The 26,561-nt window shown below is 69.9% G+C and carries 20 protein-coding genes and 1 tRNA gene; 10 read left to right on the top strand and 11 right to left on the bottom strand.

Annotated features, from left to right (window positions below; translation table 11 throughout):
- Positions 1–112: 112 nt before the first annotated feature.
- From AB0G47_RS03005 to AB0G47_RS02990, 4 genes are read left to right on the top strand one after another with little or no spacing between them, the layout of a single operon-like run.
- Positions 113–1,042 carry a branched-chain amino acid ABC transporter permease gene (locus tag AB0G47_RS03005; protein ID WP_360763428.1) on the top strand — a complete coding sequence of 310 codons (930 nt, stop codon included), beginning with the start codon at positions 113–115 and terminating at the stop codon, positions 1,040–1,042.
- 5 nt (positions 1,043–1,047) lie between these two features.
- Complete coding sequence (locus AB0G47_RS03000) at positions 1,048–2,892, top strand: branched-chain amino acid ABC transporter permease (RefSeq protein ID WP_360763426.1); 1,845 nt, start codon at positions 1,048–1,050, stop codon at positions 2,890–2,892.
- A gap of 4 nt (positions 2,893–2,896) precedes the next feature.
- On the top strand, positions 2,897–3,763 hold the full coding sequence (locus AB0G47_RS02995) for an ABC transporter ATP-binding protein (protein ID WP_360763424.1): 867 nt from the start codon (positions 2,897–2,899) through the stop codon (positions 3,761–3,763).
- Positions 3,763–4,479, top strand: coding sequence for an ABC transporter ATP-binding protein (locus AB0G47_RS02990; protein WP_360763422.1), 717 nt, complete (start codon positions 3,763–3,765; stop codon positions 4,477–4,479). Before AB0G47_RS02995 ends, AB0G47_RS02990 begins: the two co-directional genes overlap by 1 nt.
- An 88-nt stretch (positions 4,480–4,567) precedes the next feature.
- Here the strand turns inward: AB0G47_RS02990 and AB0G47_RS02985 are convergent, their stop codons facing one another.
- Entirely contained in the window at positions 4,568–5,224 is a 657-nt protein-coding gene (locus tag AB0G47_RS02985) for a response regulator (protein ID WP_360763420.1), read from the bottom strand.
- Between the two features lie 100 nt (positions 5,225–5,324).
- Here AB0G47_RS02985 and AB0G47_RS02980 point away from each other — a divergent pair.
- From AB0G47_RS02980 to AB0G47_RS02970, 3 genes are all read left to right on the top strand, one after another.
- Positions 5,325–5,399: transfer RNA gene (locus tag AB0G47_RS02980), tRNA-Leu, on the top strand.
- Between the two features lie 110 nt (positions 5,400–5,509).
- Positions 5,510–6,274, top strand: coding sequence for a transcriptional regulator (locus AB0G47_RS02975; protein ID WP_360763418.1), 765 nt, complete (start codon positions 5,510–5,512; stop codon positions 6,272–6,274).
- Positions 6,275–6,436: 162 nt separating this feature from the next.
- Positions 6,437–7,567 carry an alkyl sulfatase dimerization domain-containing protein gene (locus AB0G47_RS02970; RefSeq protein WP_360763416.1) on the top strand — a complete coding sequence of 377 codons (1,131 nt, stop codon included), beginning with the start codon at positions 6,437–6,439 and terminating at the stop codon, positions 7,565–7,567.
- A gap of 17 nt (positions 7,568–7,584) precedes the next feature.
- Here AB0G47_RS02970 and pyk read toward each other — a convergent pair whose 3' ends face one another.
- A complete protein-coding gene (gene pyk / locus AB0G47_RS02965) occupies positions 7,585–9,030 on the bottom strand; it encodes a pyruvate kinase (protein WP_360763414.1) in 1,446 nt (481 codons plus the stop codon).
- Positions 9,031–9,187: 157 nt separating this feature from the next.
- Positions 9,188–9,895, bottom strand: coding sequence for an SIMPL domain-containing protein (locus AB0G47_RS02960; protein WP_360763412.1), 708 nt, complete (start codon positions 9,893–9,895; stop codon positions 9,188–9,190).
- A gap of 129 nt (positions 9,896–10,024) precedes the next feature.
- On the opposite strand from AB0G47_RS02960, the gene AB0G47_RS02955 reads away from it, so the two are divergent.
- Positions 10,025–11,827: a 5'-nucleotidase C-terminal domain-containing protein gene (locus AB0G47_RS02955; RefSeq protein ID WP_360763410.1), complete on the top strand. Its 1,803-nt coding sequence runs from the start codon at positions 10,025–10,027 to the stop codon at positions 11,825–11,827.
- A 12-nt stretch (positions 11,828–11,839) separates the two neighbouring features.
- On the opposite strand, the gene AB0G47_RS02950 is transcribed toward AB0G47_RS02955, so the two are convergent.
- Positions 11,840–13,021 carry a GDSL-type esterase/lipase family protein gene (locus tag AB0G47_RS02950; protein ID WP_360763408.1) on the bottom strand — a complete coding sequence of 394 codons (1,182 nt, stop codon included), beginning with the start codon at positions 13,019–13,021 and terminating at the stop codon, positions 11,840–11,842.
- Positions 13,022–13,125: 104 nt separating this feature from the next.
- On the opposite strand from AB0G47_RS02950, the gene AB0G47_RS02945 reads away from it, so the two are divergent.
- Positions 13,126–13,536, top strand: coding sequence for a hypothetical protein (locus AB0G47_RS02945; protein ID WP_360763406.1), 411 nt, complete (start codon positions 13,126–13,128; stop codon positions 13,534–13,536).
- Here AB0G47_RS02945 and AB0G47_RS02940 read toward each other — a convergent pair.
- The 6 genes from AB0G47_RS02940 to AB0G47_RS02915 all read right to left on the bottom strand — a co-directional run bounded on the left by AB0G47_RS02940 (position 13,526) and on the right by AB0G47_RS02915 (position 21,373).
- Complete coding sequence (locus tag AB0G47_RS02940) at positions 13,526–14,956, bottom strand: SidA/IucD/PvdA family monooxygenase (protein WP_360763404.1); 1,431 nt, start codon at positions 14,954–14,956, stop codon at positions 13,526–13,528. The genes AB0G47_RS02945 and AB0G47_RS02940 overlap by 11 nt on opposite strands.
- The gene (locus AB0G47_RS02935) at positions 14,953–16,347 is read right to left on the bottom strand and encodes an aminotransferase class V-fold PLP-dependent enzyme (protein ID WP_360763402.1); all 1,395 of its coding nucleotides are present in this window, start codon (positions 16,345–16,347) and stop codon (positions 14,953–14,955) included. Before AB0G47_RS02935 ends, AB0G47_RS02940 begins: the two co-directional genes overlap by 4 nt.
- Positions 16,348–16,570: 223 nt before the next feature.
- Positions 16,571–17,413, bottom strand: coding sequence for an NAD(P)H-binding protein (locus AB0G47_RS02930; RefSeq protein ID WP_360763400.1), 843 nt, complete (start codon positions 17,411–17,413; stop codon positions 16,571–16,573).
- Positions 17,414–17,529: 116 nt separating this feature from the next.
- Positions 17,530–20,043, bottom strand: coding sequence for an aminopeptidase N (pepN, locus tag AB0G47_RS02925; protein WP_360763398.1), 2,514 nt, complete (start codon positions 20,041–20,043; stop codon positions 17,530–17,532).
- Positions 20,044–20,114: 71 nt separating this feature from the next.
- The gene (locus tag AB0G47_RS02920) at positions 20,115–20,453 is read right to left on the bottom strand and encodes a chorismate mutase (RefSeq protein WP_360763396.1); all 339 of its coding nucleotides are present in this window, start codon (positions 20,451–20,453) and stop codon (positions 20,115–20,117) included.
- 11 nt (positions 20,454–20,464) lie between these two features.
- Positions 20,465–21,373 (bottom strand): AraC family transcriptional regulator, encoded by a 909-nt coding sequence (locus AB0G47_RS02915; RefSeq protein WP_360763395.1) that lies wholly within the window; start codon positions 21,371–21,373, stop codon positions 20,465–20,467.
- Between the two features lie 147 nt (positions 21,374–21,520).
- Between AB0G47_RS02915 and AB0G47_RS02910 the strand changes: the two genes are divergently transcribed.
- On the top strand, positions 21,521–23,269 hold the full coding sequence (locus AB0G47_RS02910; protein ID WP_360763939.1) for a beta-galactosidase family protein: 1,749 nt from the start codon (positions 21,521–21,523) through the stop codon (positions 23,267–23,269).
- A 101-nt stretch (positions 23,270–23,370) separates the two neighbouring features.
- On the opposite strand, the gene AB0G47_RS02905 is transcribed toward AB0G47_RS02910, so the two are convergent.
- Positions 23,371–26,454 (bottom strand): endo-alpha-N-acetylgalactosaminidase family protein, encoded by a 3,084-nt coding sequence (locus tag AB0G47_RS02905; protein WP_360763393.1) that lies wholly within the window; start codon positions 26,452–26,454, stop codon positions 23,371–23,373.
- Between the last annotated feature and the right edge of the window lie 107 nt (positions 26,455–26,561).

The raw sequence follows: 26,561 nt of genomic DNA, 5'->3' as shown, positions 1-26,561 counted from the left end.
TCTGCAGCGCCCCGCGCGGCGTCGCATCCGTCACCTGAGCCGTCCGGCCATCGCGAGGCCCCCCGCCGCCGCAAGCAGGCCGCACGGCACCGAAAGACTCGGAGGACCTGCGGTGCACGAACTGCCGCAACAGCTGGTCAATGGCCTGCTACTGGGATCCATGTACGGCCTGATCGCCATCGGCTACACAATGGTCTATGGCATCGTCCAGCTCATCAACTTTGCCCACGGCGAGATCTTCATGGTCGGCGGCTTCGGCGCCCTGACCGTGTGGCTCTGGCTGCCGGGCGGCACCAGCATGTGGCTCGCCCTGCCGCTCATGCTCATAGGCGCCGTGATCGTCTCCACCCTCATAGCGGTCGGAGCCGAACGCTTCGCCTACCGCCCCTTGCGCGGCGCACCCCGCCTCGCACCCCTCATCACCGCCATCGGCCTCTCGCTGGCCCTGCAGCAGGCCGTCTGGGCCTGGTACCCCAACGCGAAGTCGTCCCGCACGTTCCCCGAGATACCCGGCGACTCCATCCACATGGGCTCCGTCACCATCCAGCCCGGCGACATCTTCCTGCTGATCACCGCACCGATCTGCATGTTCGCCCTCGGCTGGTTCGTGATGAAGACCCGCGTCGGCCGCGGTATGCAGGCCACCGCGCAGGACCCCGACACCGCCAAGCTGATGGGCGTCAACACCGACCGCGTCATCGTCGTCGCCTTCGCGATCGGCGCCGCCTTCGCCGGTATCGCCGCCGTCGCGTACGGCTTCCGGTACGGCGAGGTCCAGTTCCGCATGGGCTTCCTCTGGGGCCTCAAGGCATTCACCGCGGCCGTCCTCGGCGGCATCGGCAACATCTACGGCGCCATGCTCGGCGGCCTCGTCCTCGGCATCGCCGAAGCCATGGCCACCGCCTACATGAACGACATCCCCGGCATGAGCCAGCTCGGCGGGCAGTCCTGGGCCGACGTCTGGGCCTTCGTACTCCTCATCGTCGTACTCCTCGTCAGGCCACAAGGTCTCCTTGGCGAGCGCGTCGCGGACAGGGCGTGACAACCATGACCACACAGACCACTGCGGCCGACGCGCCCAGCCCGAAGCAGGACGACACCCCGACCGGCCTCATCGCCATACCCGTGGGCACCGCCCGCGCGATGGCGACCGGCGGCGGTGTCCTCACCGTCATCTCCGCGTTCCTCGCCTGGACCTGGACCGCGGCGTTCCCCGGCGACCTCACCGTCTACGGCTACCCCGGTGGCCTCCAGGTGCTCGTCCTCATCGTCGGCGCCCTGACCGCGCTCCTCGGCCTCGCCTCGTACGGAGTCAAGGGCGTACGCGCCATCGCTCCCGGCGGAGCCGACGCCGCGCTCAAGTACGCGGCGCTCGCCGCCTTCGCCACCACCTGGTACACGCTCATCGCGATCAGCTACCAGCTCGGCGGGCTCGCCAACCTCGAGGTCGGCGGCTGGGTGGCCGGCATCGCCACGCTCACCGCCCTGATCGGCGCCCTCGCCCTGCCCTTCAAGCGGCCGCACACCTACCCGGTCGACCCCGAGGACAGCGGCAGCGAGCAGTTCAAGCACCGCATGCGCAACGCGATGACCGTCTTCAAGGGCGCGTTCGCCGCCGAGGCGCCGCCCACGCCGCGCAAGCTCTCCTCGTACATCGAGATCCTGATCATCATCGCGGCGCTCGCCGTGGGCCTGCTGGTCTTCACCTACGGCATCGGGACCGAGTACGACGAGCTCTTCATCGGCTTCCTGGTCACCGTCGGGTTCGGCTTCGCCTCGCTCTCCAAGGCGGGGCTCGTCGCCCAGGTCTCCACGTACACCGCGCGGCACCGCAACGTCACGCTCGCCGGTGCGTTCGCCGCCGCGGCGGCCTTCCCGTTCACCCAGAGCGACGACCAGTACGCCACCATCGGCGTGTACATCCTGATCTTCGCGACCGTGGCCCTCGGCCTGAACATCGTCGTCGGCCTCGCGGGACTCCTCGACCTCGGATACGTCGCCTTCCTCGGCGTCGGCGCGTACGCCGCGTCCATGGTGTCGGGATCGCCCTCGTCGCCCTTCGACGTGCACCTGCCGTTCTGGGGAGCCATCCTCGTCGGCGCGGGCGCATCGCTGGTCTTCGGTGTGCTGATCGGCGCCCCGACGCTGCGGCTCCGCGGCGACTACCTGGCCATCGTGACGCTCGGCTTCGGTGAGATCTTCCGGCTCGTCGCCATGAACTCCGACGGCACATCGGGCCCGGACATCACCAACGGCTCCAACGGCATCTCCTCGATCCCGAACCTCAAGATCTTCGGCTTCGACCTCGGCATCGAGCACACCTTCGGCGGCTTCACCATCGGCCGCTTCGCGAACTACTTCTTCCTGATGCTGCTCATCACCTTCGTGGTCGTCCTGGTCTTCCGGCGCAGCGAGAACTCCCGCATCGGGCGCGCCTGGGTCGCCATCCGCGAGGACGAGACCGCGGCGCTCGCCATGGGCATCAACGGCTTCCGCGTGAAGCTGATCGCCTTCGCCCTCGGCGCCTCGCTCGCCGGCCTCGCGGGCACGGTGCAGGCGCACGTCACCTACACCGTCACCCCCGAGCAGTACCAGTTCGCCAACACCGTCCCGCCGAACTCCGCGTTCCTGCTCGCCGCCGTCGTCCTCGGCGGCATGGGCACCATCAGCGGGCCCCTGGTCGGCGCGGCGCTGCTCTATCTGATCCCGAGCAAGCTGTCGTTCCTCGGCGACTACCAGCTCTTCGCCTTCGGCCTCGCGCTCGTGCTCCTCATGCGCTTCCGCCCCGAGGGCCTGATCCCCAACCGCCGCCGCCAGCTCGAGTTCCACGAGGCCGACCTGGCCCCCGGCGAGACGCCGCCTCCCACAGTCCTCAGCAAGACAGGGGCCTGAGCCAATGACCACCGACACCACCACCAGCAAGGGCAGCGCCGCCGCGGCGCCGGCCGGCGAGACCGTCCTGGACGCCCGGGGCGTCACCATGCGCTTCGGCGGCCTGACCGCCGTGCGCTCGGTCGACCTCCAGGTCAACAGCGGCGAGATCGTCGGCCTGATCGGCCCGAACGGCGCGGGCAAGACGACCTTCTTCAACTGCCTCACCGGCCTCTACATCCCCTCCGAGGGCGAGGTCCGGTACAAGGGCGAGGTCCTGCCCAGCAAGTCCTTCAAGGTCACCGCGGCCGGCGTGGCCCGCACCTTCCAGAACATCCGTCTCTTCGCCAACATGTCGGTCCTGGAGAACGTCCTGGTCGGCCGCCACACCCGGACGAAGGAAGGCCTCTGGTCGGCCCTTCTGCGCGGCCCCGGCTTCCACAAGGCGGAGGCCGCGTCCAAGGAACGCGCCATGGAGCTCCTGGAGTTCGTCGGCCTCGCCGACAAGGCGGAGCACCTCTCGCGCAACCTGCCCTACGGCGAGCAGCGCAAGCTGGAGATCGCCCGCGCGCTGGCCAGCGAGCCGGGCCTGCTCCTCCTGGACGAGCCGACCGCGGGCATGAACCCGCAGGAGACCCGCGCCACCGAGGAACTGGTCTTCGCCATCCGGGACATGGGCATCGCCGTCCTCGTCATCGAGCACGACATGCGCTTCATCTTCAACCTGTGCGACCGCGTCGCCGTGCTCGTCCAGGGCGAGAAGCTCGTCGAGGGTGACAGCGAGACCGTCCAGCAGGACGACCGCGTCATCGCCGCATATCTGGGCGAGCCCTTCGAAGGAGACCCCGGCAGCACGGAGACCGGCGGCTCGGGCGACGAGGAGAACCACTGATGACCACACTGCTCGAAGTCGAAGACCTCAAAGTCGCCTACGGCAAGATCGAAGCCGTCAAAGGCATCTCTTTCAAGGTCGAAGCCGGCGAGGTCGTCACTCTGATCGGCACCAACGGCGCGGGAAAGACCACCACCCTGCGCACGCTCTCCGGCCTTCTCAAGCCGGTCGGCGGCTCCATCCGATTCAATGGAAAACCGCTGCGGAAATACCGCGCCGACCAGATCGTCGCGCTCGGTCTCGCCCACTCCCCCGAGGGGCGGCACATTTTCCCGCGCATGACGATCGAGAACAATCTCCGGCTCGGCGCGTATCTCCGCGGCGACAAAGCGGGCATCGAAAAGGACATCAAGCGCGCCTACGATCTCTTCCCCATTCTCGGGGAGCGCAGCAAGCAGGCCGCGGGCACTCTCTCCGGCGGTGAGCAGCAAATGCTCGCCATGGGGCGCGCCCTGATGTCCCAGCCGAAACTGCTCATGCTCGACGAGCCCTCCATGGGCCTTTCGCCGATCATGATGCAGCGGATCATGGCGACGATCGCCGAGCTCAAGTCCCAGGGCACGACCATCCTGCTCGTCGAGCAGAACGCCCAGGCGGCGCTCTCCCTCGCCGACCACGGCCATGTCATGGAGGTCGGCAAGATCGTCCTGTCCGGCTCGGGGAACGATCTGCTGCACGACGAGTCGGTGCGCAAGGCGTACCTCGGCGAGGACTGAGCAGCACTTCGCGTACGGAGAAGGCCCGCACCCCGGCTTCGGGGTGCGGGCCTTCTCCGTACGCGTATGAAGGGGCGGGCCAGGGGGGCTACTGCCCCTTGGACGCCTTCTTCTCGTCGGCGTCCTCGATGACGGCCTCCGCGACCTGCTGCATGGAAAGACGCCGGTCCATCGACGTCTTCTGGATCCAGCGGAACGCGGCGGGCTCGGTGAGGCCGTACTCGGTCTGCAGGATCGACTTGGCGCGGTCGACCAGCTTGCGGGTCTCCAGGCGCTGGGTGAGGTCGGCGACCTCCTTCTCCAGCGTCTTCAGCTCCGTGAAGCGCGAGACGGCCATCTCGATGGCCGGGACGACGTCGGTCTTGCTGAAGGGCTTCACGAGGTACGCCATCGCGCCGGCGTCACGGGCCCGCTCGACGAGGTCGCGCTGCGAGAACGCGGTGAGCATGAGGACCGGGGCGATGCTCTCCTCGGCGATCTGCTCGGCCGCCGAGATGCCGTCGAGGACGGGCATCTTCACGTCCAGGATCACCAGGTCGGGCTTGTGCTCCCGGGCCAGCTCGACGGCTTTCTGGCCGTCTCCGGCCTCGCCGACGACGCTGTAGCCCTCCTCCTCGAGCATTTCCTTGAGGTCGAGCCGGATAAGAGCCTCGTCCTCGGCGATGACGACACGGGTCGTCAGCGGAGGCACATGCGACTTGTCGTCGTCATCGGCTACGGGCTGGGGCGACTCGGGGGAAGTCACGGGGGCTCCTTGATCAGGGCTGGGGTGCAGCTCCCAAGAGCCTACCTAGCTGCGGTATGGTGGTCTGGCAGCGGGTCAGGGGAAACCTTGGATTCTGCGAGCCCCGGTAGCCCAACTGGCAGTAGGCAATGGATTCAAAACCCATACAGTGTCGGTTCGAATCCGACTCGGGGCACTTTTCCTTCGGTTCCAAGGCCGTGCAATCGGTCGACGATCTTCACTCGTCGCGGTGAACGGGCCTTCGAAAGCCCACTCAACTACCAAGATCCAGCCAAGCTCGGCCGCATGTACGACATCGACGCACGCAAGCGCGCCCTCACGCTGGTCGGCCATGGCCGCAGCCTGAACTCCGTAAGCAAGGAAACCGGTATATCGCGCGCGGCAATCCGCTCCTGGCAAACCCGGATCGAACCGCTCGACTGGAACCGCGCAGTCCCGTGCCCACGTTGCTGTGACAACCCTTCCCCGCCTGAAGACCCTGCCGCGTACGCGTACCTCCTGGGCCTCTACCTCGGAGACGGCTGCATCAGCTCAGGCCGACGAGGCGTCTACTTCATCCGCATCGTGTGCGCTGACGCCTGGCCCGGCTTGATCGAGGCGTGCGAGGCCGCCATCCTCACCGCACGCCCGGGCAACCGCGTATGCCGCGTCAAGAAGCAGGGCTGTGTCGCAGTCACTTGCTCCAGCAAGCACTGGCCCTGCCTCTTTCCCCAGCACGGCCCCGGCAAGAAGCACAACCGCACCATCGCCCTCGAACCCTGGCAACAAGAGATCGTCGACGCCCACCCTTGGGAGTTCATCCGCGGCCTCATCCACTCCGACGGCTGCCGCGTCACCAACTGGACCACCCGCCTCGTCGACGGCGAGCGCAAGCGCTACGAATACCCCCGGTACTTCTTCACCAACCTGTCGGGCGACATCATCCGGCTCTTCACGGGCGCCCTCGACAAGGTGGGCGTCGACTGGAAGGCAGCCAACCACCGCAACATCTCCATTGCCCGCAAGGCCTCCGTAGCCCTCATGGACACCCACGTAGGTCCCAAGTACTAGCCCACCAGGCGCCCGCGCGCATGTACGGCTCCCTGCCCCCGAGTCGCGCCCGCGGGGCAGATCGGTTGTGGGCTCGGGCAGACCGTTTCCGTCGGGTCGATCGGGCTGATACCGCCGACCGAGGACATCACGGAGACCGGTCAGGACGAGACGGTCGACGGGGTGCGGTTCGAGTTCCAGATGACGCCGGGGACCGAGGCTCCGGCGGAGATGAACTTCGTGCTCCCGGACCTGCGTGCCGTCTGCATGGCGGAGAACGCGACGCACACGATGCACAACATCATCACGTTGCGTGGTGCGCAGGTGCGGGATGCCCGGCAGTGGGCGCGGTATCTCGACGAGTCGGTGGTGCTTTTCGACGGGCGGGTGGATGTCGCTTTCGCCTCGCATCACTGGCCGACCTGGGGTGGCGACACGATCGTCGAGCTGCTTGAGCAGCAGCGGGATTTGTACGCGTACATGCATGACCAGACGTTGCGGATGATCAATGCGGGGATGACGGGGCGTGAGATCGCCGAGGAGATCGAGTTGCCGCCGGCGCTCGCCGGGGTGTGGGCGAACCGTGGGTACTACGGCTCGCTGAGTCATAACGTGAAGGGCATCTATCAGCGGTACATGGGGTGGTTCGACGGGAATCCCGCGCATCTGTGGGAGCATCCGCCGGTCGAGGAGGCCAAGCGGTACGTCAAGGCGATGGGGGGCCGCACGGCTACGGTCGCCAAGGCGAAGGCGTTCGCGAGGAGCGGCGATCTGCGGTTCGCGGTGACGCTGCTCAATCATGTGGTGTTCGCCGACCCCGGGCACAAGGCTGCCAAGGCCGAACTCGCCGAACTGTACGTCAAGTTGGGGCAGGCATCGGAGAACGCCGTGTGGCGGAACTTCTATCTGGTGGGTGCCCAGGAGCTGCGCGAGGGTGTGCGGGACTCCCCGACGTCCGTGACGAGCGCGGACATGCTGATGGCCCTTTCGGTGGACCAGTTGATCGACTCCGTGGCGGTGCGGATCAACGGCCCCAGGGCGTGGGAGCTGAAGCTGCGGATGGACTGGAGCCTTCCGGCGCTCGGGAAGGTCTGGCATCTGACGCTGCGGAACGGCGTGTTGACGTATCGCAGCGACACGGAGAAGAACCCGGGCGCGGGCGTCACCCTCACCATGACCAAACCCCAGCTGCTCGCCATGCTGGGCGGCAAGGGGCTCGGGGACATCAAGGTCGAGGGTGACGCCTCGCTGCTGTCCGATCTGCTCGGCGTGGTGGACAAGCCGGATCCGGCCTTCGCCATCGTCACGCCGTAGGGGCGATGGGAAAGCGGCTACTTGGGGGTGTCCCCGGTGTCGTCCTCGCCGATGTGGTGGATGCGGACGAGGTTCGTCGAGCCGGGGACGCCGGGCGGGGAGCCCGCCGTGATGACCACGATGTCGCCGCGCTCGCAGCGGCCGATCTTCAGGAGCAGCTCGTCGACCTGGTTGACCATCGCGTCGGTGGACTCGACGTGCGGGCCGAGGAAGGTCTCCACGCCCCAGGTGAGGTTCAGTTGCGAGCGCGTCGCCCGGTCCGGGGTGAAGGCGAGGAGCGGGATCGGCGAGCGGTAGCGCGAGAGGCGGCGGACCGTGTCGCCGGACTGGGTGAAGGCGACGAGGAACTTGGCGCCGAGGAAGTCGCCCATCTCGGCGGCCGCGCGGGCCACCGCACCGCCCTGCGTGCGGGGCTTGCTGCGCTCGGTCAGCGGCGGCAGCCCCTTGGCGAGGATGTCCTCCTCGGCGGCCTCGACGATGCGGCCCATCGTGCGGACCGTCTCGATGGGGTACTTGCCGACGCTGGTCTCGCCGGAGAGCATCACCGCGTCCGTGCCGTCGATCACGGCGTTGGCGACGTCGGACGCCTCGGCGCGCGTGGGCCGGGAGTTGTCGATCATCGAGTCGAGCATCTGGGTGGCGACGATGACCGGCTTGGCGTTGCGCTTGGCGAGCTTGATGGCGCGCTTCTGGACGATCGGCACCTGCTCCAGGGGCATTTCGACGCCCAGGTCGCCGCGGGCGACCATGATGCCGTCGAAGGCGGCGACGATGTCCTCGATGTTCTCGACCGCCTGCGGCTTCTCCACCTTGGCGATCACGGGGAGCCTGCGGCCCTCCTCGTCCATGATCCGGTGGACGTCCTCGATGTCGCGTCCGCTGCGTACGAAGGACAGGGCGATGACGTCGAATCCTGAACGCAGGGCCCAGCGCAGGTCCGCCTCGTCCTTCTCGGAGAGGGCGGGCACGGAGACCGCGACGCCGGGGAGGTTGAGGCCCTTGTTGTCGGAGACCATGCCGCCCTCGACGACCGTGGTCGTCACGCGGGGGCCGTCGACCGCGGTGACCTCCAGGGTCACTTTGCCGTCGTCCACGAGGATCCGCTCGCCCGGGGTGACGTCATCGGCGAGGCCGCCGTAGGTCGTGCCACAGGTCTGGCGGTCGCCCTGGACGCCCTCCTCGACGGTGATGGTGAACTCGTCGCCCCGTTCGAGAAGTACGGGACCTTCGCTGAAGCGGCCGAGGCGGATCTTCGGGCCTTGAAGGTCGGCGAGGACGCCGACGCTGCGGCCGCTCTCGTCGGAGGCCTTGCGTACGCGCTGGTAGCGCTCCTCGTGATCGGCGTAGGAGCCGTGGCTGAGGTTGAAGCGGGCCACGTCCATTCCGGCTTCGACCAGTGCCTTGATCTGGTCGTACGAGTCCGTGGCGGGGCCCAGGGTACAAACGATTTTTGCTCGGCGCATGGTTCGACCCTAGGCCTTACCGGCGGGTAGAGAATTGGCTGGGCATGACTACTCAACAACCTTTGCGTGAAGGGTTATTGACAAGTGTTGAATTGTGCGGGGCGCTGCTCTGATGAGCGATTTACCGAGCGCCCCGCACTGTCAAGCACGCCTGTGGCTACAGCTGCGGAGGCGTCATCGTGAAGCGCGCGTTGACCTGTGCGTAGACGCGCTGCCGCTGGGGTTCGAGGTCCAGGGGTGCCGCCTCCTGGGCCATGTCGGCCGCGCCGCCGTACGCGACCGAGCGCATGGCCGGCGCTCCCCCGTAGCCGTACGGCGCCGCGTTCTCCGCGCCGATGTCGGCGAGCTCCACCAGGGCGGCGAGCCCGGCCCCCAGCGCCTGGGCGTATTCGCGGCCCCGCTGCACCGCCTCCCTGACGGCCTGCTGGCGGGCCTCGCGATGGGCGGGCGAGTCGGGCCGCAGCGACCACCACGGACCGTCCACCCGGGTCAGCTCCAAGTCGGCGATGCGCGTGGTGAGTTCACCGAGGGCGGTGAAGTCGGTGAGCTCGGCGGTGACATTGACCCGCCCGTGGTAGGTGCGGACGCGCTCCCCCTTGCCCCGCTTGGTGAGTTCGGGGGTGATGGAGAAGGCACCGGTCTCCAGCTTCTCCACCGCGTCGCCGTACGACTTGACGAGGTCGAGGACGGCGGCGTTGCGCCGCGTCAGGTCGTTCAGGGCGTCGCGCCGGTCGCTGCCGCGCGCGCTCACGGTGATGCCGATGCGGGCGATCTCGGGGTCGACTTCGAGGTGCGCCTCGCCCTTGACGGCGAGCCGCGGGGCGTCGGGGGTCCCATACGGAGTGGGGGTGGTCGTGTCATCCATGCGGCCACTCTCGCACTGGGGCACGGCACCGGACAGTCACCGGATCGAAACCTGCGGGGTCTGTTGCCGGTGGTGTGGTCGGGGACAGAATCTACGCGCGTTACATCGGTCGACCAAGGGGAGCACGAAATGCCGCTGAACCGCCGGAAGTTCCTGGGGAAGTCCGCAGCCACGGGGGTGGTACTCGCCGGAGGCGTGGCCGCAGCGCCGTCCGCGACGGCCCAGGCACCCGGGAAGCCCGCCAAGCGGACGAAGCGGTACTCGTTCACCGTCATGGGCACCACGGACCTGCACGGCAACGTCTTCAACTGGGACTACTTCACGGACAAGGAGTTCGACGACAAGGACCACAACGACGTGGGCCTGGCGAAGATCTCCACGCTCGTGAACGAGATCCGCGAGGAGAGAGGCCGCCGCAACACGCTTCTGATCGACGCGGGCGACACCATTCAGGGCACCCAGCTCTCGTACTACTACGCCAAGATCGACCCGATCACCGCCGAGCGCGGCCCGGTCCATCCGATGGCGCAGGCGATGAACAGCATCGGCTACGACGCCGCGGCGCTCGGCAATCACGAATTCAATTACGGCATTCCGGTCCTCCGGAAGTTCGAGGAGCAGTGCGACTTCCCGCTCCTTGGCGCGAACGCGCTCGACGCGAAGACGCAGAAGCCCGCTTTCCCGCCGTACTTCATGAAGCGCCTGCGCACCCCGCACGGCCGGGACGTGAAAATCGCCGTCCTCGGTCTGACCAACCCCGGCATCGCGATCTGGGACAAGGCGAATGTCCAGGGCAAGATGACGTTCCCCGGCCTGGAGGAGCAGGCGGCGAAGTGGGTGCCGAAGCTGCGCTCCATGGGCGCGGACGTCGTCATCGTCTCGGCGCACTCCGGCTCCAGCGGCACCTCTTCGTACGGTGACCAGCTGCCGTACATCGAGAACGCGGCCGGTCTGGTCGCCGAGCAGGTGCCCGGGATCGACGCGATCCTGGTCGGGCACGCGCACACGGAGATCCCCGAATACTTCGTGGAGAACAAGGAGACCGGCAAGAAGGTCGTCCTCTCCGAGCCCCTGAAGTGGGGCCAGCGGCTCACCCTCTTCGACTTCGACCTGGTGTGGTCGAAGGGCCGCTGGACGGTCGAGAAGGTCGGCGCGAAGGTCCTCAACTCCAATACGGCGGCGGAGGATTCAAAGGTCACCAAGCTGCTCGCGGACGAGCACAAGAAGGTCGTCGCGTACGTCAACCAGGTCATCGGCACGTCGACGCAGGCGATGAGCACGGCCGAAGGCCCGTACAAGGATGTCGCGATCATCGACCTGATCAACCACGTCCAGGCGGACACGGTCAGGGAGGCGCTCAAGGGTGGCCAGTACGCGGCGCTGCCCGTGCTCTCCCAGGCCTCGTGCTTCTCGCGCACGGCGAAGATCCCGCAGGGCGAGATCACCATCAAGGACGCGGCGGGCCTCTACCCGTTCGAGAACACTCTGGAGGCGCGGCTCGTCACGGGCGCGCAGCTGAAGGAGTACCTGGAGTTCTCCGCCCGTTACTACGTCCAGACGGCGGCCGGCGCCCCGGTCGACCCGGCGAAGCTCACGAACGCGGACAACATCCCGGACTACAACTACGACGCGCTGTACGGCGTGACGTACGAGATCGACATCGCCAAGGCGGCGGGTTCCCGCATCGTGAAGCTGAGCTTCGACGGCAAGGAGCTCGACCCGAAGGCCGAGTTCGTGCTCGCGGTGAACAACTACCGGGCGAGCGGCGGCGGGAACTTCCCGCACATCGCGGGCGCCAAGCAGCTGTGGGCGAACTCGGACGAGATCCGGAACACGATCATTAAGTGGGTGCAGGCGAAGGGGACGGTGGACCCGGGCCAGTTCGCGTCGGTGGACTGGAAGCTGACCCGGGACGGGACTCCGGTGTTCTGATGCTCTGAGCGGTTACAGCTTCAGGTGCGCCAGGTCGACGGCGTCGGCGAGCGCCCGCGCGCCGGCGTCGTTGACGTGCAGGCCGTCGCCGCTGTCGTAGTCGTCGTGGATCCGGTCGGGGTCGGCCGGGTCCGCGACGGCGGCGGCGAGGTCGGCGTAGGCGTCGAAGGGGCTTTCGCCGCTTCGGATCCAGTCGTTGACCTCGCGGGCGACGGCCACGCCCTCGGGGGTGGAGTAGCCCTCGAAGATCGTGTCCTTGTAGGGGCCCACGGTGGTCGCGATGGCGGTCAGACCCGCCGCGTGCAGCCGCTCGGCGAGGGCGGTGAAGCCCGCGATGAGCTCATCGGCCGTGGGCACGGGTGCGGTGGCGGGGTAGGCCTCCTGGCCGGGTATGCCGAGGTCGTTGAGGCCGAAGTGGACCAGGACGTGGGTGACGCCGGGCACGTCCAGGGCGTCCCGTTCGAGGCGGGCCAGGGCGTGCTCGCCGATCTCGTCGGTCAGCAGCCGGTTCGCCGAGAGCCCCTGGTTCACCACCCAGCCGGTGCTTCCGCTGTCGCGCAGGCGCTGGTTGAGCAGGTCGGGGAAGCGGCGGTCGGTGTCCGGGGTGGTGCCGGTGCCCTCGAACCAGGAGTCGCCGAAGGCGACGGCTATGGCGGTACCGGCGGGCGCGAGGACGTCGGCGCCGGTGATGAAGTGACGGGTCGCCAGCTCTTCGAGGCCGTCGATGCCGTCGAAGGTCGTCGCGGAGAGGGCGTTGCCGGGGACCGCGTAGCCGGTCCTGAGGGGAACCGCCGAGTAGGTGGAGAGCCCGGTGTCGTCCGGCAGCCAGAGGCTGAGGGCCAGTTCGTCACCGGCGGCCACGGCACGCTCGACCGGGTCGCTGATGACCTCTTCGCCCACGGGGACGGTGAAGTCCTCGGCCCCGCCGACGCGTACCGGCGTATCGCTGCCCGCATCGATGCCGCTGCCTTCGGTCCGGATGGCGAGGCGTGCGCCGCCGATGTGGAGGGGCTCCTTGCCGTAGCGGTTGGTCAGCCGGACGCGTACGGCGCCGCCTCCACCGTCGAGGCGCAGTACCTGGCGTACGGTCTGGCCGGCGAAGCCGCGGAGTTCGAAGAGGTCGATGCTCTCGTGGGGGCTGACGACGGCGGAGCGGAAGGCGGCGGTCCAGGATGCGGTGGCGTTTGTGATCATGACCGCCACAACCTCCGGGTGGAGCCGGGTATTTCGCGACAGCGGCCCGATTTCGGGGAATATTTACGCGACGTGACGGCGGCCTGCGGCGCACAATCGCGTGCATGGATGACCAGCTCGTACATCTCAAGGACAGGGCACTCGCGGCGGCGCTCGACGTCGTGCTCCGGGACGTGAGGGCCACGTGCGCCGTGCGGCCCATCGTCCATGAGGAGCGGGACTTCATGAGGCTCGGCGAGGACGTGATCATGCTCTACGCGCCCGGTGGCTCGGGCCAGGGCGTCTCCGTCGCCGAGTGGCAGAGCCCCGCCGAGCAGGTGGCGGATCTCGCGGACCAGGTGCAGGGATGGGCCGTCGAGGAGCTGTGCGCGGCCCTGAAGCCCGCGACCTGGCCCGAGTGCCCCACCCACCCCGACTCCCATCCGCTGGAGGCCGGGGTGGTGAAGGGCGTGGCGGTGTGGTCCTGCCCGAGGACGCGCAAGGCCGTGGCGCCGGTGGGAGAGCTCAGTTCTTGAGGCGTACGAGATTGCCCCGCTGCTCCCCGACCGCGACCGCGTCGCGGCCCTGCGGCTCCTGGAGCCCGAAGCTGGTGAACGCCGTGCGCCCGGGCAGCGGGTAAGGGTCCTTGCCCGTGACGGAGTTGAGGATCGTGGCGCTGCGCCAGGCGGCGAGGCCGAGGTCGGGGGCGCCGACGCCGTGGGTGTGGCGCTCGGCGTTCTGGACGTAGACGTGGCCGGTGACGGACGGGTCGAGGACGAGGCGGTACCGCTCGTCGATGCGGGGGCGTTCGGATGCGTCCCTGCGCAGGAACGCGTCGAGCCCGCCCAGGAGTTGGTCGAGGGGGCGCTCGCGGTAGCCGGTGGCCAGGACGACGGCGTCGGTGGTGAGGCGGGAGCGGGTGCCCTGCTGGAGATGCTCCAGGTGGAGCTCGACGCGGGTGGTGGCGACGCGGCCCGCGGTGCGCACACTGACGCCGGGGGTGAGGACGGCGTCGGGCCAGCCGCCGTGCAGGGTGCGCTGGTAGAGCTCGTCGTGGATGGCGGCGATGGTGTCGGCGTCGATGCCCTTGTGCAGCTGCCACTGGTGCGGGACGAGGCCGTCGCGGACGGCTTCGGGCAGCGCGTGGAAGTAGCGGGTGTAGTCGGGTGTGAAGTGTTCCAGGCCGAGCTTGGAGTACTCCATGGGTGCGAAGGCCTCGGTGCGGGCCAGCCAGTGGAGCTTCTCGGCGCCCACGGGGCGGCGCCCCAGCAGGTCGAGGAAGACCTCGGCGCCGGACTGGCCCGAGCCGATGACGGTGATGTGCTCGGCGTCGAGCAGCCGGTCGCGGTGCAGGAGATAGTCCGAGGAGTGGATCACCGGCACGGCGGGGGCGTCCGCGAGGGGCTTGAGGGGCTCGGGGACGTACGGCGCGGTGCCGACGCCGACGGCGACGTTCCTCGTGTACGTCCGGCCGAGCGCCTCGGCCTCTCCCTCCGCGTCCAGCTGGGTGAAGTCGACCTCGAAGACGGCCCGTTCGGCGTTCCAGCGCACCGCGTCGACCTGGTGGCCGAAGTGCAGCCCCGGCAGGTTCTCACTGACCCAGCGGCAGTAGGCGTCGTACTCGGCGCGCTGGATGTGGAAGCGCTCGGCGAAGTAGAACGGGAAGAGCCGCTCACGGGCCTTGAGATAGCTGAGGAAGGACCAGGGGTTCGCCGGGTCGGCGAGGGTCACCAGGTCGGCCAGGAAGGGGACTTGGAGGCTTGCGCCTTCGATGAGGAGCCCCGGGTGCCAGTGGAAGCCGGGCCGCTGTTCGTAGAAGGCGGTGTCGAAACCTGCCAGTGGCTGGGCGAGGGCGGCGAGGGAGAGGTTGAAGGGGCCGATGCCGATGCCGACCAGGTCCCGGGGTTCGTCGGGTGTGGTGAGCGGTGGGGTGGGCTGCGCGTTCTGGCCGGTCATCGGGGGGTGGTTCCTTCCACGAGCTTCAGGATCTCGGCGAGTTCGCCGGGCCGGGTGTACGGGTTGAGCAGGGTGGCCTTGAGCCAGCGGCGCCCTTCGAGCCAGGCCCGGCCGAGCACGGCGCTGCCTTCGCCGAGCAGATGCCGCCGGGCGTGCACGATCTGCTTGTCGTCGGCGCCGGCGGGCCGGAACAGGACGGTGCTGATGGCGGGCCGGTCGTAGAGCTCGAAGCCGGGGTGCGCGGCGACAAGATCCGCGAACTCATCGGCCCGCGCGCACACTTGGTCGACGAGAGCGCCGATGCCGTCCCGCCCGAGGGCCTTCAGCGTGACGGCGATCTTGAGCACGTCGGGCCTGCGGGTGGTGCGCAGGGAGCGGCCGAGGAGGTCGGGGAGGCCGGCTTCGGTGTCGTCGTCGGCGTTCAGGTAGTCGGTGTGGTGGCCGAGGATGCCGAGGTCGCGCGGGTCGCGGACCAGGAGCAGCCCGGCGGCGACGGGCTGCCAGCCGAGCTTGTGCAGATCGAGGGTGACGCTGTCGGCCCGCTCGATGCCGCGCAGGAGTTCTCTTCGTACGTCGCTGAAGAGGAGCCCGCCGCCGTACGCGGCGTCGATGTGCAGCCGGGCGCCGTGGGCGGCGCAGAGGTCGGCGATCTGGTCGATGGGGTCGATGAGCCCGGCGTCGGTGGTGCCCGCCGTGGCGGCGACGAGGACCGATCCCGGCGGGCCGGTGAGCTGGCTGAGCGCCTCGTCGAGCGCGACGGGGTCGAGGGTGCCCGAGGGCGCGGGGACGACGGCGGGTTCGGACATGCCGAGGAGCCAGGCGGCGCGGGGCAGCGAGTGGTGGGCGTTCTCGCCGACGAGGAGGTGCACCGGGCCGTGGGCGATGGTGTGTTCGCGGGCGAGGAGCAGCGCGAGCTGGTTGGACTCGGTGCCGCCGGTGGTGACCAGGGCGTCGCCCGCGGGATCCGTGCCGTACACCTCTGCCGCGAGGGCGCGGGTGACCTGGACCTCGATCGCGGACGCCGCGGGGGCCTGGTCCCAGGAGTCCATGGACGGGTTGAGCGCGGACGCGGCGAGGTCGGCGGCGACGGCGAGCGCGAGCGGCGGGCAGTGCAGATGGGCGGCGCACAGCGCGTCGGCGGGGTCGGCGGCCCCCGCGGCGACGGCCTGCACCAGTGCGCGCAGGGCCGCTTCGGCGCCTTCGCCGCGCGTGGGCAGCACGTCACCGGTGGCCTCGCGCACCCGCAGGGCGACGGCGGTGGGTCCGCCGGCCGGCAGCGGGCCGCCGCGTGCGAGCGCCCCGTCGCGCAGGGCGTCCAGGGTGACGGCGAGCAGCGGCCGCAGCGCTGCGGGGCCCTGGACGCCTCCGGCGAGGGGCGGCGGAGTGCTCATGGGGACGTCCTTCGGGTGCGCGCGGGCGGGGCAACCAGCCTGTACGCCGCGTGCGCGGCACGCCCGGAGAGCGGACGATACGAACCCGAAAGTGGTACTGCCGTGCGGAGAAAGCCTGTTGGCCTTGGACGGGGTGCTAGGCGCTCCGCGGGGTGTGCGGTATTCGTCTGCGGGTGCGTTGTGGTTGCTCGCGCAGTTCCCCGCGCCCCTTCGGGGCGCCCCCCTAGCTGAAGTCGTTCCTGTGGTCCTGTGCCCACTCGTCGAACGTTCGCGCCGGCGTGCCCGTCACCGTCTCGACCGTCGTGGTGACCTCCGCCTCGGCTCCGACTGACGCGGCGAAGGATGTCAGGAGGGCCGGGAGCATCTCCGGTGGGACGTGCGGGAACAGGTCCTGGCCCACCTCCTCCGGCGGCACCTCGACGAAGCGCAGGTCGCGGCCGACGGCACGCCCGATGCTGTCGATCTGTTCCACGGTCGTCACCGCCGCGGGTCCCGTGAGGCGGTGGACGGCGCCCCGGTGGCTGTTGTCGGCGAAGGCGCGGGCGGCGACGGCTGCGATGTCGGCCTCGTGGATCGGCGCGGTCACGGCTCCGGCGAAGGGGCCACGGACGGTGTCGCCGGAGCGGATCTGCGGCGCCCACTGGAAGCTGTTGGTGGCGAAGGCGTTGGGCCGCAGGAAGGTCCCGGCGAGGCCGCTCGCGCGGACCTGGTCCTCCAGGACCGCGTGGGCGACGTAGATGGGGTGGGACGTGTCTGCGCCGTCCTCGATGATGCCCGACGACAGCATGACGACATGCTCGACGCCACCCTTGCGGGCTGCCGCGAGCACCGCTTCGGCGTGCTCGCCGACGGCCGACAGGTGCAGGAACAGCGCGGACGCGCCCTCGAACAGCGGGGCGAGCACGGCGGGTTCGGCGGCGGGGTCGAAGCGCGCCACATCGGCGGACGGCGGGAGCCCGGCCCGCGCCGGGTCACGGGTGAGGGCGCGGACCGGGGTCCCGCCGGCGGTGAGCTGGGTGACAAGGGCGCGGCCCACGTTTCCGGTGGCACCGGTGACGACGATCACGGAAGCTCCTAGGGATCTTGTACTGGGACTTCGACCCTAGGGGGACGCACCGGGACGTCGGATCGGCGGCGGGGACCAGTCCGCATAGGTCCGCGGACCTAGTCCCCGCGGCCCGTTCAGGACGTCGTGACCTGCCGGACCTTCAACGCCCGTGCCAGATCGTCCAGTTGGTCGGCCAGCTTGCGGCGAAGCGCCGGGATCGGGGCGGCGTCGCGCAGGCATGCCTCGCCCAGGCGGAGGGTCTCGGGGTCCACCGCGGAGGCGGGGAAGGCCCAGCGTCCCGCGACGTCGGCGATGGCGGGGCCGCGGCGGGCGGCGACGGCGACCGCGTCCTCGAAGTAGCGCGGGACGTACTCCCGTACGAGATCGGCCTGTTCGGGGTGCCAGAAGCCCTGGGCGGTCGCGGTCAGGAGGTAGTTGGAGAGGTCGTCGGTGGCGAACATCGCCTCCCACGCCCGCCGCTTGGCCTCCGGCTCCGGCAGCGCCGCGCGGGCCCGGGCCGCGCCTTCCTGCCCGGCGGCGCTGGGGTCACGCTCCAGCTCGCCGGCGATCGCGGACTCGTCGACGGCGCCCAGGACGGCGAGGCGGGTCAGGGCGCGCCAGCGCAGCTCGGGGTCCAGTTCGGGGCCGCCGGGCACGGTGCCCTCGGCGAGCCACTCCTGGAGCGGGTCGGGCCGCGTCGCCACGTCGATGAAGCCGCGTACGGCGGTGAGCCGCAGGCCCGCGTGCGAGCCGTCCTCGGTGCGCCGGATCAGGTCGCGGCAGAGCTCGGTGAGGGTGGTGAGCGCGATGGACCGCTCCTCCGCCGGGAGGTAGCGGCCCGCGATCTGGGCGGTGGCGAAGGTGAGGACGCCCTGGACGACGGCGAGGTCGGTCTCCTCGGGCAGATGCTCGCGGGCGGCCCGCACATAGGCGGCGCCCGCGAGTTCACCGTCGCGGACCAGGTCGCGCAGGCTGTTCCACAGGACGGCGCGGGTGAGGGCGTCGGGAACACTGGACAGGCCGCGCAGCGCCGTCTCCTGGGAGACCTCGTCGAGGCGGATCTTGGCGTAGCTGAGGTCCTGGTCGTTGGGGACGATCAGGACGGGGCGCCCGCCGTCGCGCGGCTGCTCGGATGCGGAGTGCGGGACGTCCGTCTCGTACCGCTCGCGCAGCACGAGGCCGCGCCCGTCGGTGAGGTCACGGTCGTACACCCCGACGGCGATGCGGTGCGGGCGGCTGCCGTCGCGGTCGACGGTGAGGGTCCATTCGCGGGCGTCGTGCCCGACCGTCGAGGTGAGCGTGTCGACGCCGGTGGTGCGCAGCCAGGCATCGGCCCAGCCGTGCACGTCGCGGTCGGTGTTGTGGGCGAGGGATTCGATGAAGTCCTTGAGCGTCGCGTTGCCGAACTTGTGCCGTGCGATGTGGGTGTTGATGCCGGCAAGGAAGTCCTTCTCGCCGAGCCAGGCGACGAGCTGGCGCAGGGCGGATGCGCCCTTGGCGTACGAGATGCCGTCGAAGTTGAGCATCGCGGACGCGGTGTCGGGCACGGCGTCCGGGTCGGGCGCGACGGGGTGCGTGGAGGGGCGCTGGTCGGCGTCGTACCCCCAGGCCTTGCGGGTGACCCCGAAGTCCGTCCAGGTATCGGTGAAACGGGTGGCCTCGGCGGTGGTCTGGAAGCCCATGTACTCGGCGAAGGACTCGTTGAGCCAGATGTCGTCCCACCAGCGCAGGGTGACGAGGTCACCGAACCACATGTGGGCCATCTCGTGGGCGATGACCATGGCGCGGGTCTGCCGCTCGGTGTCGGTGACGGCGGAGCGGTAGATGAACTCGTCGCGGAAGGTGACGAGTCCGGGGTTCTCCATCGCGCCCGCGTTGAACTCCGGGACGAACGCCTGGTCATAGGAGTCGAAGGGGTAGGGCTCCTCGAACTTCTCGTGGTAGCGGTCGTAGCACGCGCGCGTGATGTCGAGGAGCTCGTCGGCGTCGGCGTCCATGAAGGGCGCGAGCGAGCGGCGGCAGTGGATGCCGAAGGGCAGCCCGCGGTGCTCGGTGCGCACCGAGTGCCAGGGTCCTGCCGCGACGGCGACGAGGTATGTGGAGATCAGCGGGGTGGCCGCGGCCCGCCAGGTGCCGCCGCCCACATGCTCGGTGATGCCGTTGGCGAGGACCGTCCAGCCCTCGGGGGCGGTGACGGTCAGCTCGAACACGGACTTCAGGTCGGGCTGGTCGAAGGCGGCGAAGACGCGCTGCACGTCCTCCATGAACAGCTGTGTGTACGTGTACGTCTCGCCGTCCGTGGGGTCGGTGAAGCGGTGCATGCCCTCGCCGGTGCGGGAGTAGCGCATGGCCGCGTCGACGCGCAGTTCGTGCTCGCCCCCGGTGAGCCCGGTGAGCGCCAGACGGTTCTCGTCCAGGCCCGCCGGGTCGAGGGGCCGCCCGTCGAGGGTGACGGAGCGCAGCTCGGCGGGCTTGAGCTCGACGAAGGTGTCCACAGTGGCCCCGTCGTCCGCGAGCGCGCTGAACCGGATGACCGTGCGGGAGTCGAAGGTCTCGTCCCCCACGGTCAGATCGAGCTCGACCGCGTACCGGTGGACGTCGATGAGCTGGGCTCGGGTCTGCGCTTCGTCGCGCGTCAGTACGGACATGGGTCCATGCTGCCCGATGGCGCCGACAACCGTGCGGGCCGCCCGGAGATCGGTGCCGGGCCGCCCCGCCGTTACGAGGACTTGGCGATGGTCTCGTGGTGGCGGATGACCTCCGCGATGATGAAGTTGAGGAGCTTCTCGGCGAACGCCGGATCCAGCTTCGCGTTCTCCGCGAGTTCGCGCAGGCGCTCGATCTGCCGGGCCTCACGGGCCGGGTCGGCGGGCGGAAGCTGGTGGTTGGCCTTGAGATGGCCGACCTGCTGGGTGCATTTGAAACGCTCGGCGAGCATGTGGACGACGGCCGCGTCGATGTTGTCGATGCTGTCGCGCAGACGGGACAGCTCGGCGCGCACGGCCTCGTCCGTCGCCCCGGATCCGTTCGCTTCGGTCGTGTTGTGGCTGGTGGTCATGGTTCACGAGCCTACGTTGCCGCTGCACCGCCGCCGATGCCGGAAGAGCGCAAAATGGGTGGGTCGTCAGGGTCCGGTATCTGCTGCGACCAGCCGCCGGGGACGGCACGTCCCTGCTGCTCACGGAAGCGGACCGGAGCCATGCCCACACGGCGCGTGAAGAGCCGCGAGAAGTACGCCGGATCGTCGTAGCCGACACGGCGTGCGACGGCCGCGACCGGCAGCTCCGTGGCGGCGAGCAGCTCCTTGGCGCGGCCGAGGCGGATGCCGAGGAGGTAGTCCTTGGGGCTGCAGCCGGCCCCGCGGCGGACGGCGGTGCGCAGCTCCGCGGGGGTCATGCCGTGCCGTGCCGCGTGCTCGGCGACGGAAAGTGGCTGGAAGGCGTCGCGGGCCAGCGCCTGAAGCACCGGATCGCCGTCGGGGGCGATGTCGGCGCGGGCCCGGCGCAGGGCGACGAGCAGTTCATGGACGGCGGCGCCCGTCTCGACCTCCAGGAGCGGATTGCCGCGCCGTGCCGCGCGCGCGATGCGCCCGACGGCGGCGCGCGCTCCGGCTGCGTCGGACAGCGGCACCACGGGGCGGGTCGGCTCGATGTAGCCGAGTTCGGTGTACGTCGCCGTCGCGGGGCCCGTGAAGTCGACGAAGCACTCGTCCCAGCCGCTCTCCGGGTCGGGCCCGTAGTGGTGGCGCACCCCTGGGGTGAGCCAGATCAGCGCGGGCGCCGTCACCGTCGTACGCCGGCCGTCGACGCCCTGGAACCAGCCGCCGCCCGCGCTCACGACGACGGCGACATGGTGGTCGAGGGTGCGCGGGCCCACGGTCGGCAGCAGGCCGTGCTGCAGGCCGACGCCCAGGCAGGCCAGGCCGAGCTTGTGGTGGGCCGGGCTCGGCGTGAAATACCGCATCCACGTGTGATACATCCGCTGGTGCCCCTTTCGTCCCGCACTCTGGTGCACTCGCCGCGTCTGCCGCGTCCGCTGCGTCCAACCCGCCTAGATCTTTGTCCATGGACCCTGCCGCCCGCCAGAGGTGATCGTGGCGAGCAGTAAGTGAGCGAGAGGGAAGTGATGGCCGAGTTCACGGTGGGCGAGGACGATTTCGAGCTGGACGGGCGGCCCGTACGGCTGCTCTCCGGGGCGCTGCACTACTTCCGGGTGCACGAGGCGCAGTGGGGGCATCGGCTCGCGATGCTGCGCGCCATGGGACTCAACTGCGTGGAGACGTACGTCCCGTGGAACCTGCACGAGCCGCACCCCGGCGAGTACCACGACGTCCAGGCACTCGGCCGCTTCCTGGACGCCGCCGAGGAGGCGGGCCTGTGGACGATCGTCAGGCCGGGCCCGTACATCTGCGCCGAGTGGGAGAACGGCGGCCTTCCGCACTGGGTGACCGGAGCCGTGGGGGCACGCGCGCGTACCCGCGACGAGGAGTACCTGGAGTACGTGGACCGCTGGTTCGACCGCCTCCTGGAGGAGGTCGTGCCCCGCCAGCACGACCGGGGCGGCCCCGTGATCATGGTGCAGGTGGAGAACGAGTACGGCAGCTACGGCTCGGACGCCCTCTACTTGCGCCACCTCACCGACCTGCTCCACGCGGCGGGCGTGACCGTCCCCCTGTTCACCTCCGACGGCCCCGAGGACCACATGCTCACCGGAGGCTCGGTCCCCGGTGTCCTGGCGACGGCCAACTTCGGCTCGGGGGCGCGGGCCGCCTTCGAGACCCTGCGCAGGCACCGCCCCAAGGGGCCGCTGATGTGCATGGAGTTCTGGTGCGGCTGGTTCGACCACTGGGGCGCGGAGCACGTCGTACGAGACGCGGCGGACGCGGCTCGTGCCCTGCGCGAAATCCTGGAGTGCGGAGCCTCGGTGAACCTCTACATGGCGCACGGGGGTACGAACTTCGCGGGCTGGGCGGGGGCGAACCGGGGCGGCGGCGCGCTGCACGACGGCGCCCTCGAACCCGACGTCACGTCCTACGACTACGACGCCCCCATCGACGAGTTCGGCCGCCCGACTCCCAAGTTCTGGGCCTTCCGGGAGGTCCTCGCGCGGTACGCGGACGGCCCGCTGCCGGATCTCCCTCCCCAGCCGCCGGCGCTGGGTGCGCCGGTCGCTGCGGAGCTCGGCGAGTGGTCTGCTCTCCCCGCCGTCATGGAGTCACTGGGCGGCCCGGTGGTGGAGCGCGCGGTACCGCCCACCTTCGAAGAGCTCGACATCGACCGCGGCCTGGTCGGGTACGCGCTGACCGTGCCGGGTCCCCGGCGCCCGCTGCCGCTGAGCGTGCGGGGCCTTCGGGACCTGGCGGTCGTGTATGTGGACGGGACGCGCTCCGGTGTCCTCACGGAGGACGCCCCGACGCTCCCCGAGCCTGTTGCGGGGCACGCGCGCGTGGAGCTGTGGGTGGAGTCTCTGGGGAGGGTCAACTACGGGCCACGGACGGGCGAGACGAAGGGGATCACCGGGGGGATTCTGCACGAGCGGCAGTATCTGCACGGGGTGCGGGCGCAGGGGTTGCGGCTTGACGCGTTCGACGTGGCGTCGGCCGTGCGGGGCGTTCCGGCCGCGGGAGCAGCGGGGGCCGGCCGCCCCGGCCTCTACCGGGGCACCCTTGACCTCCGCTCCCCCGGGGACGCCTCCCTCGAACTCCCCGGCTGGACACGGGGGTTCGTATGGCTGAACGGCTTCAACTTGGGCCGGTACTGGACAGTGGGCCCACAGGCCTCGCTGTACGTCCCCGGGCCGGTGCTGCGGGAGGGGGCCAACGAGGTGTGGGTGCTGGAGCTGGAGAGGGCTGGGGGGAGGGTGGAGCTGGGCTGATCACCGGCTTCGCCGAGTTCGTCCTCAAACGCCGGACGGGCTGAAAAGTCAGCTGCCGGGCAATCCGGGGGGCCGGGGCAGCACCCCGGCCCCCCCCAGCCCTACACCTCCCGCACCTCGAAGCCGTCCAGGACGAACTCCGCCTTGCCGTCGTCCCCCGTCTTGCGGAGACCGACCCACGCCTCCCCCTTGGCGGGAGCCGTGAACTCGTAGGTGAGAGGCGTCGGCTCCGTGGCCACCGGAAGTTCCTTCCGGTCCGTCTCACGCGGGCCCGGCTCGTCCACCGCCGTCACCCACACGTACTCCCCCGCCTTCTCGTTCTCGTACCGGAAAGAGACCCGATACCGCTTGCCGGGAGCAAAACGCACCGTATGCGGCACCGTCCGGTACACGAGACCCGCGTTCTCACCCCGCGACTTCAGGGAGTTCGCGCCGTCGACGACGTCGTCGATCGCCTTCCCGTTCCAGCCCCGCTGCGTATACGGCGCGTGCCGCTGCGCGATGTGCGTACGCGGATCGGTGACATCGCCCGCGTCACCCTTCACGAACGGCCCCCAGCCCTGCGGGACATGCTCGAAGTCCTCGTGGGCGAGGACACCGCGGGGCAGCTTCACCGGACGGCCGCTCGCGACGACCCGTACGTTGTCGAACCGCACGCGCGCCTTCCCCGCCTCGGCCCGCAGCGTCAACTCCACCGCTCCACCTCCCTCGGGCACGGTGAAGTACGTGAACATGCGCTGGAAGCGCGTCCCGTGCTTGCGGTCGGCGGCCACGAAGTTCCCCGCCGTGGACGTCCGCGTCCAATTCGCCGCCGAGACCCCGTCCGCCGTGCGCACCTCCAGGCTCGCCCTGCGTTCCTCACCCGCCTTCGCGCCCACCTCCACCTGCACGGACGCGACGTACGTCCCCGCCTTCAGCCGGCTCAGCCGCCGGCCGACGGCCGCCGCGCCGCCCGATGCGATCACCAGCTCGTGGTCGCCGAGGTCGCTGAGCTCGACGGACGCGGGTCCGGACACCTTCCAGCCGTCCAGGGAACCGGAGTTGAAGCCCGGGTCGTGCAGCGGCGTCCCCTGCCCCCACTCCGGGGCCGGCACGGCATCGGCGCGCGAGCGGTAGAGGACGTAGGGCTGCTTGGCCTCGGCGTCGAGCGTCACCTCACCGCCCCCGCGCACCGGGACGTCCGCGACGAAGACCCGCCCCTGGTCGGTGAGCCGGTACAGGGCGACCTTGGACAGACCCGCCCACCCCTTCGGCAGCCGCCAACTGCCGCTGCCGCCCTCGGGGTTGTAGTGGTACAACTTGGCGGGATCCGTCGCCTTGCGCGGCTCCCAGGGGAGCAGATAGCTGCCTCCGTCGTAGACGACGCGGCCGTCGGTCGTGATGCGCCGGGTGCCGCCGGTGTCGGAGACGGTCGTCCCGGAGTCGCCGAAGAAGGTGATCTCGTGCTCGCCCCAGGACTTGATGGGGTGCGCCTGGAGGTACTTGGCGGGCAGCGATTCGGTCCAGATCAGGTCGTAGAAGTACGTCCAGTCCGTCTTGCCGACCCAGCCCTCGAAGTTGCCCATGCGGGCGATGCCGAGCAGCGTGGGCCACTTGTCGGCGAAGACGTCCTTCTGGTGGTTGCGGATGAAGCGGATCAGGCGGGAGTTGATGCCGCGCGACGTGTCGCCGCCGTAGTCGGGCTCGGTGGCCCAGTGCGACCAGACCGACGAGCGCTCGAAGCCGTGGCCCCACTCCGACGTGACGATCCAGCCCTGCTCGCGGAAGGCCCGCTGGAGCCGGTCGGAGGTCCAGCCGGACTCCCGGAACACGTCGATGTAGAGGGTGTTGAGGGCCTTGTCGGTCTGTGCGCGCAGATCGGCGAAGCGCTTGATGATGTCGCCGGAGACCAGGTCGCGGCGCTGGTCGATGCGGTAGCTCTGGTCGAGCCAGTCCCACTGCTCGTTGGCCTTGTCGACGAGCGTGTCCGAGAAGGCGTTCGCGACGGGGTACGACTCGGTGGCGTTGACGTGCACGCTGAAGTCGCTGTTCCACTTCTTGCCCTCGCGGACCAGGGTGTTGAGGTCGTCCAGGCCGCCCGCGCGGGTGTTGTAGTTGTCCGCGTAGTCGGGGTGCGCCGAGTCGTGGCCCTCGGACTGGTAGCCCTTGAGCAGGGTGTACTGCCGCAGGCCGTCGGTGGCGAGACTGATCCGTTTGACGTTGTCCAGGGTCGTCAGGAACGGGTTCGTCGCCTGTGACGCGAAGTTGAAGGGGATGTGCGGGACGACCCTCAGGTGCTGCTCGTCGGCGCCCAGCGGGTTCACCATGATGTCGCGGAAGGCGATGGCGGCGTCCTGCCAGTCGACCTTGCCGTCGCCGTTGCGGTCGCCGGTGACGACGACGGTGGCGTACGGAAGCGGCTCGGTGTCCCCGGCGGGCGCGGTCGCCGCGCGGTGCGTCCACTGGCCGGGCGTGAGCCGGGCCTCCACATACCCGTCCCGCTTGACGGTCTCCCGCCAGAGGCGGCCGTTCTCCCAGGTCGTCCCGGCCTCGGTGGTGGGCTTGTCCCAGACCGTGTTGGTCTCGACAGCGCCGCCGAGCCTGTCGTGCGCGACCACCGCGTACGCGCATCCCGTGGCCGCCTCCGCGGCGGTGTCCGGCGTCGGCCTGACCTCGGTGTCGCCGCTCTTGGCCTTGTCCAGCTGGACCTTGGCGGCGAGGAGTGTGGCGCCCGCCTGGTCGCTGCGTACGGAGAGCAGGGCGAGGCCGGGGACGCGGAGGGTGCCCACGCGCAGCGCGTCGGTGTCGGCGATCTCCGTCACCCGCCAGTGCACCTGCCGGTCGTCGACGGCGATCTCGACGGCGACGGTGGTGCCGCCGGTGAGCGTGAGGACGTACGCGACACGGTCGTCACCGGCGGTGTGGGTGACCTTCGGGGTGTGCTCCTTCTCGTCGATCAGGAGCGTCGTGACGGTGTCCGACTGGGCGTACAGGACCGCGTTCGTGGCCCGGTCCTTGTACGACACGATGCGCGGGAAGTCGGTGGCGACGCGCACCTCCAGCGTGCCGGAGCGGATGACGGTCTCGCCCGCCGCGGGCCCGGCGAACGCGGTGCCGCCGAGGCCGACGGCGGCGCCGACACCGGCCAGCGCTCCCGCGGCGACGACGGTTCTGCGGCTCGGCCCGGACGTTTCTGACGACACCATGGCACCCCTCCTGGGACGGTTCTCGGTGTCGATCACCTTGCGCCGGACGGGACTTGTGCGCCCATGGACAAAGAGGGGACAGGTGTTGGACTAACGGTGCGCGGGTG

The organism is Streptomyces sp. NPDC021622 (assembly GCF_040640795.1).
Classification (GTDB): Bacteria; Actinomycetota; Actinomycetes; order Streptomycetales; family Streptomycetaceae; genus Streptomyces.
The sequence above is the reverse complement of the archived record's forward strand: the minus strand, read 5'-3'. Positions and strand labels throughout refer to the sequence as shown.

Bases quoted from the DNA above. Each gene is read 5' to 3' on its own strand.
- AB0G47_RS03000 (WP_360763426.1), top strand. From the start codon at position 1,048: ATGACCACACAGACCACTGCGGCCGACGCGCCCAGCCCGAAGCAGGAC.
- AB0G47_RS02995 (WP_360763424.1), top strand. From the start codon at position 2,897: ATGACCACCGACACCACCACCAGCAAGGGCAGCGCCGCCGCGGCGCCG.
- AB0G47_RS02990 (WP_360763422.1), top strand. From the start codon at position 3,763: ATGACCACACTGCTCGAAGTCGAAGACCTCAAAGTCGCCTACGGCAAG.
- AB0G47_RS02975 (WP_360763418.1), top strand. From the start codon at position 5,510: ATGTACGACATCGACGCACGCAAGCGCGCCCTCACGCTGGTCGGCCAT.
- pyk (WP_360763414.1), bottom strand. From the start codon at position 9,030: ATGCGCCGAGCAAAAATCGTTTGTACCCTGGGCCCCGCCACGGACTCG.
- AB0G47_RS02960 (WP_360763412.1), bottom strand. From the start codon at position 9,895: ATGGATGACACGACCACCCCCACTCCGTATGGGACCCCCGACGCCCCG.
- AB0G47_RS02955 (WP_360763410.1), top strand. From the start codon at position 10,025: ATGCCGCTGAACCGCCGGAAGTTCCTGGGGAAGTCCGCAGCCACGGGG.
- AB0G47_RS02950 (WP_360763408.1), bottom strand. From the start codon at position 13,021: ATGATCACAAACGCCACCGCATCCTGGACCGCCGCCTTCCGCTCCGCC.
- AB0G47_RS02945 (WP_360763406.1), top strand. From the start codon at position 13,126: ATGGATGACCAGCTCGTACATCTCAAGGACAGGGCACTCGCGGCGGCG.
- AB0G47_RS02940 (WP_360763404.1), bottom strand. From the start codon at position 14,956: ATGACCGGCCAGAACGCGCAGCCCACCCCACCGCTCACCACACCCGAC.
- AB0G47_RS02935 (WP_360763402.1), bottom strand. From the start codon at position 16,347: ATGAGCACTCCGCCGCCCCTCGCCGGAGGCGTCCAGGGCCCCGCAGCG.
- pepN (WP_360763398.1), bottom strand. From the start codon at position 20,043: ATGTCCGTACTGACGCGCGACGAAGCGCAGACCCGAGCCCAGCTCATC.
- AB0G47_RS02920 (WP_360763396.1), bottom strand. From the start codon at position 20,453: ATGACCACCAGCCACAACACGACCGAAGCGAACGGATCCGGGGCGACG.
- AB0G47_RS02915 (WP_360763395.1), bottom strand. From the start codon at position 21,373: ATGTATCACACGTGGATGCGGTATTTCACGCCGAGCCCGGCCCACCAC.
- AB0G47_RS02910 (WP_360763939.1), top strand. From the start codon at position 21,521: ATGGCCGAGTTCACGGTGGGCGAGGACGATTTCGAGCTGGACGGGCGG.
- AB0G47_RS02905 (WP_360763393.1), bottom strand. From the start codon at position 26,454: ATGGTGTCGTCAGAAACGTCCGGGCCGAGCCGCAGAACCGTCGTCGCC.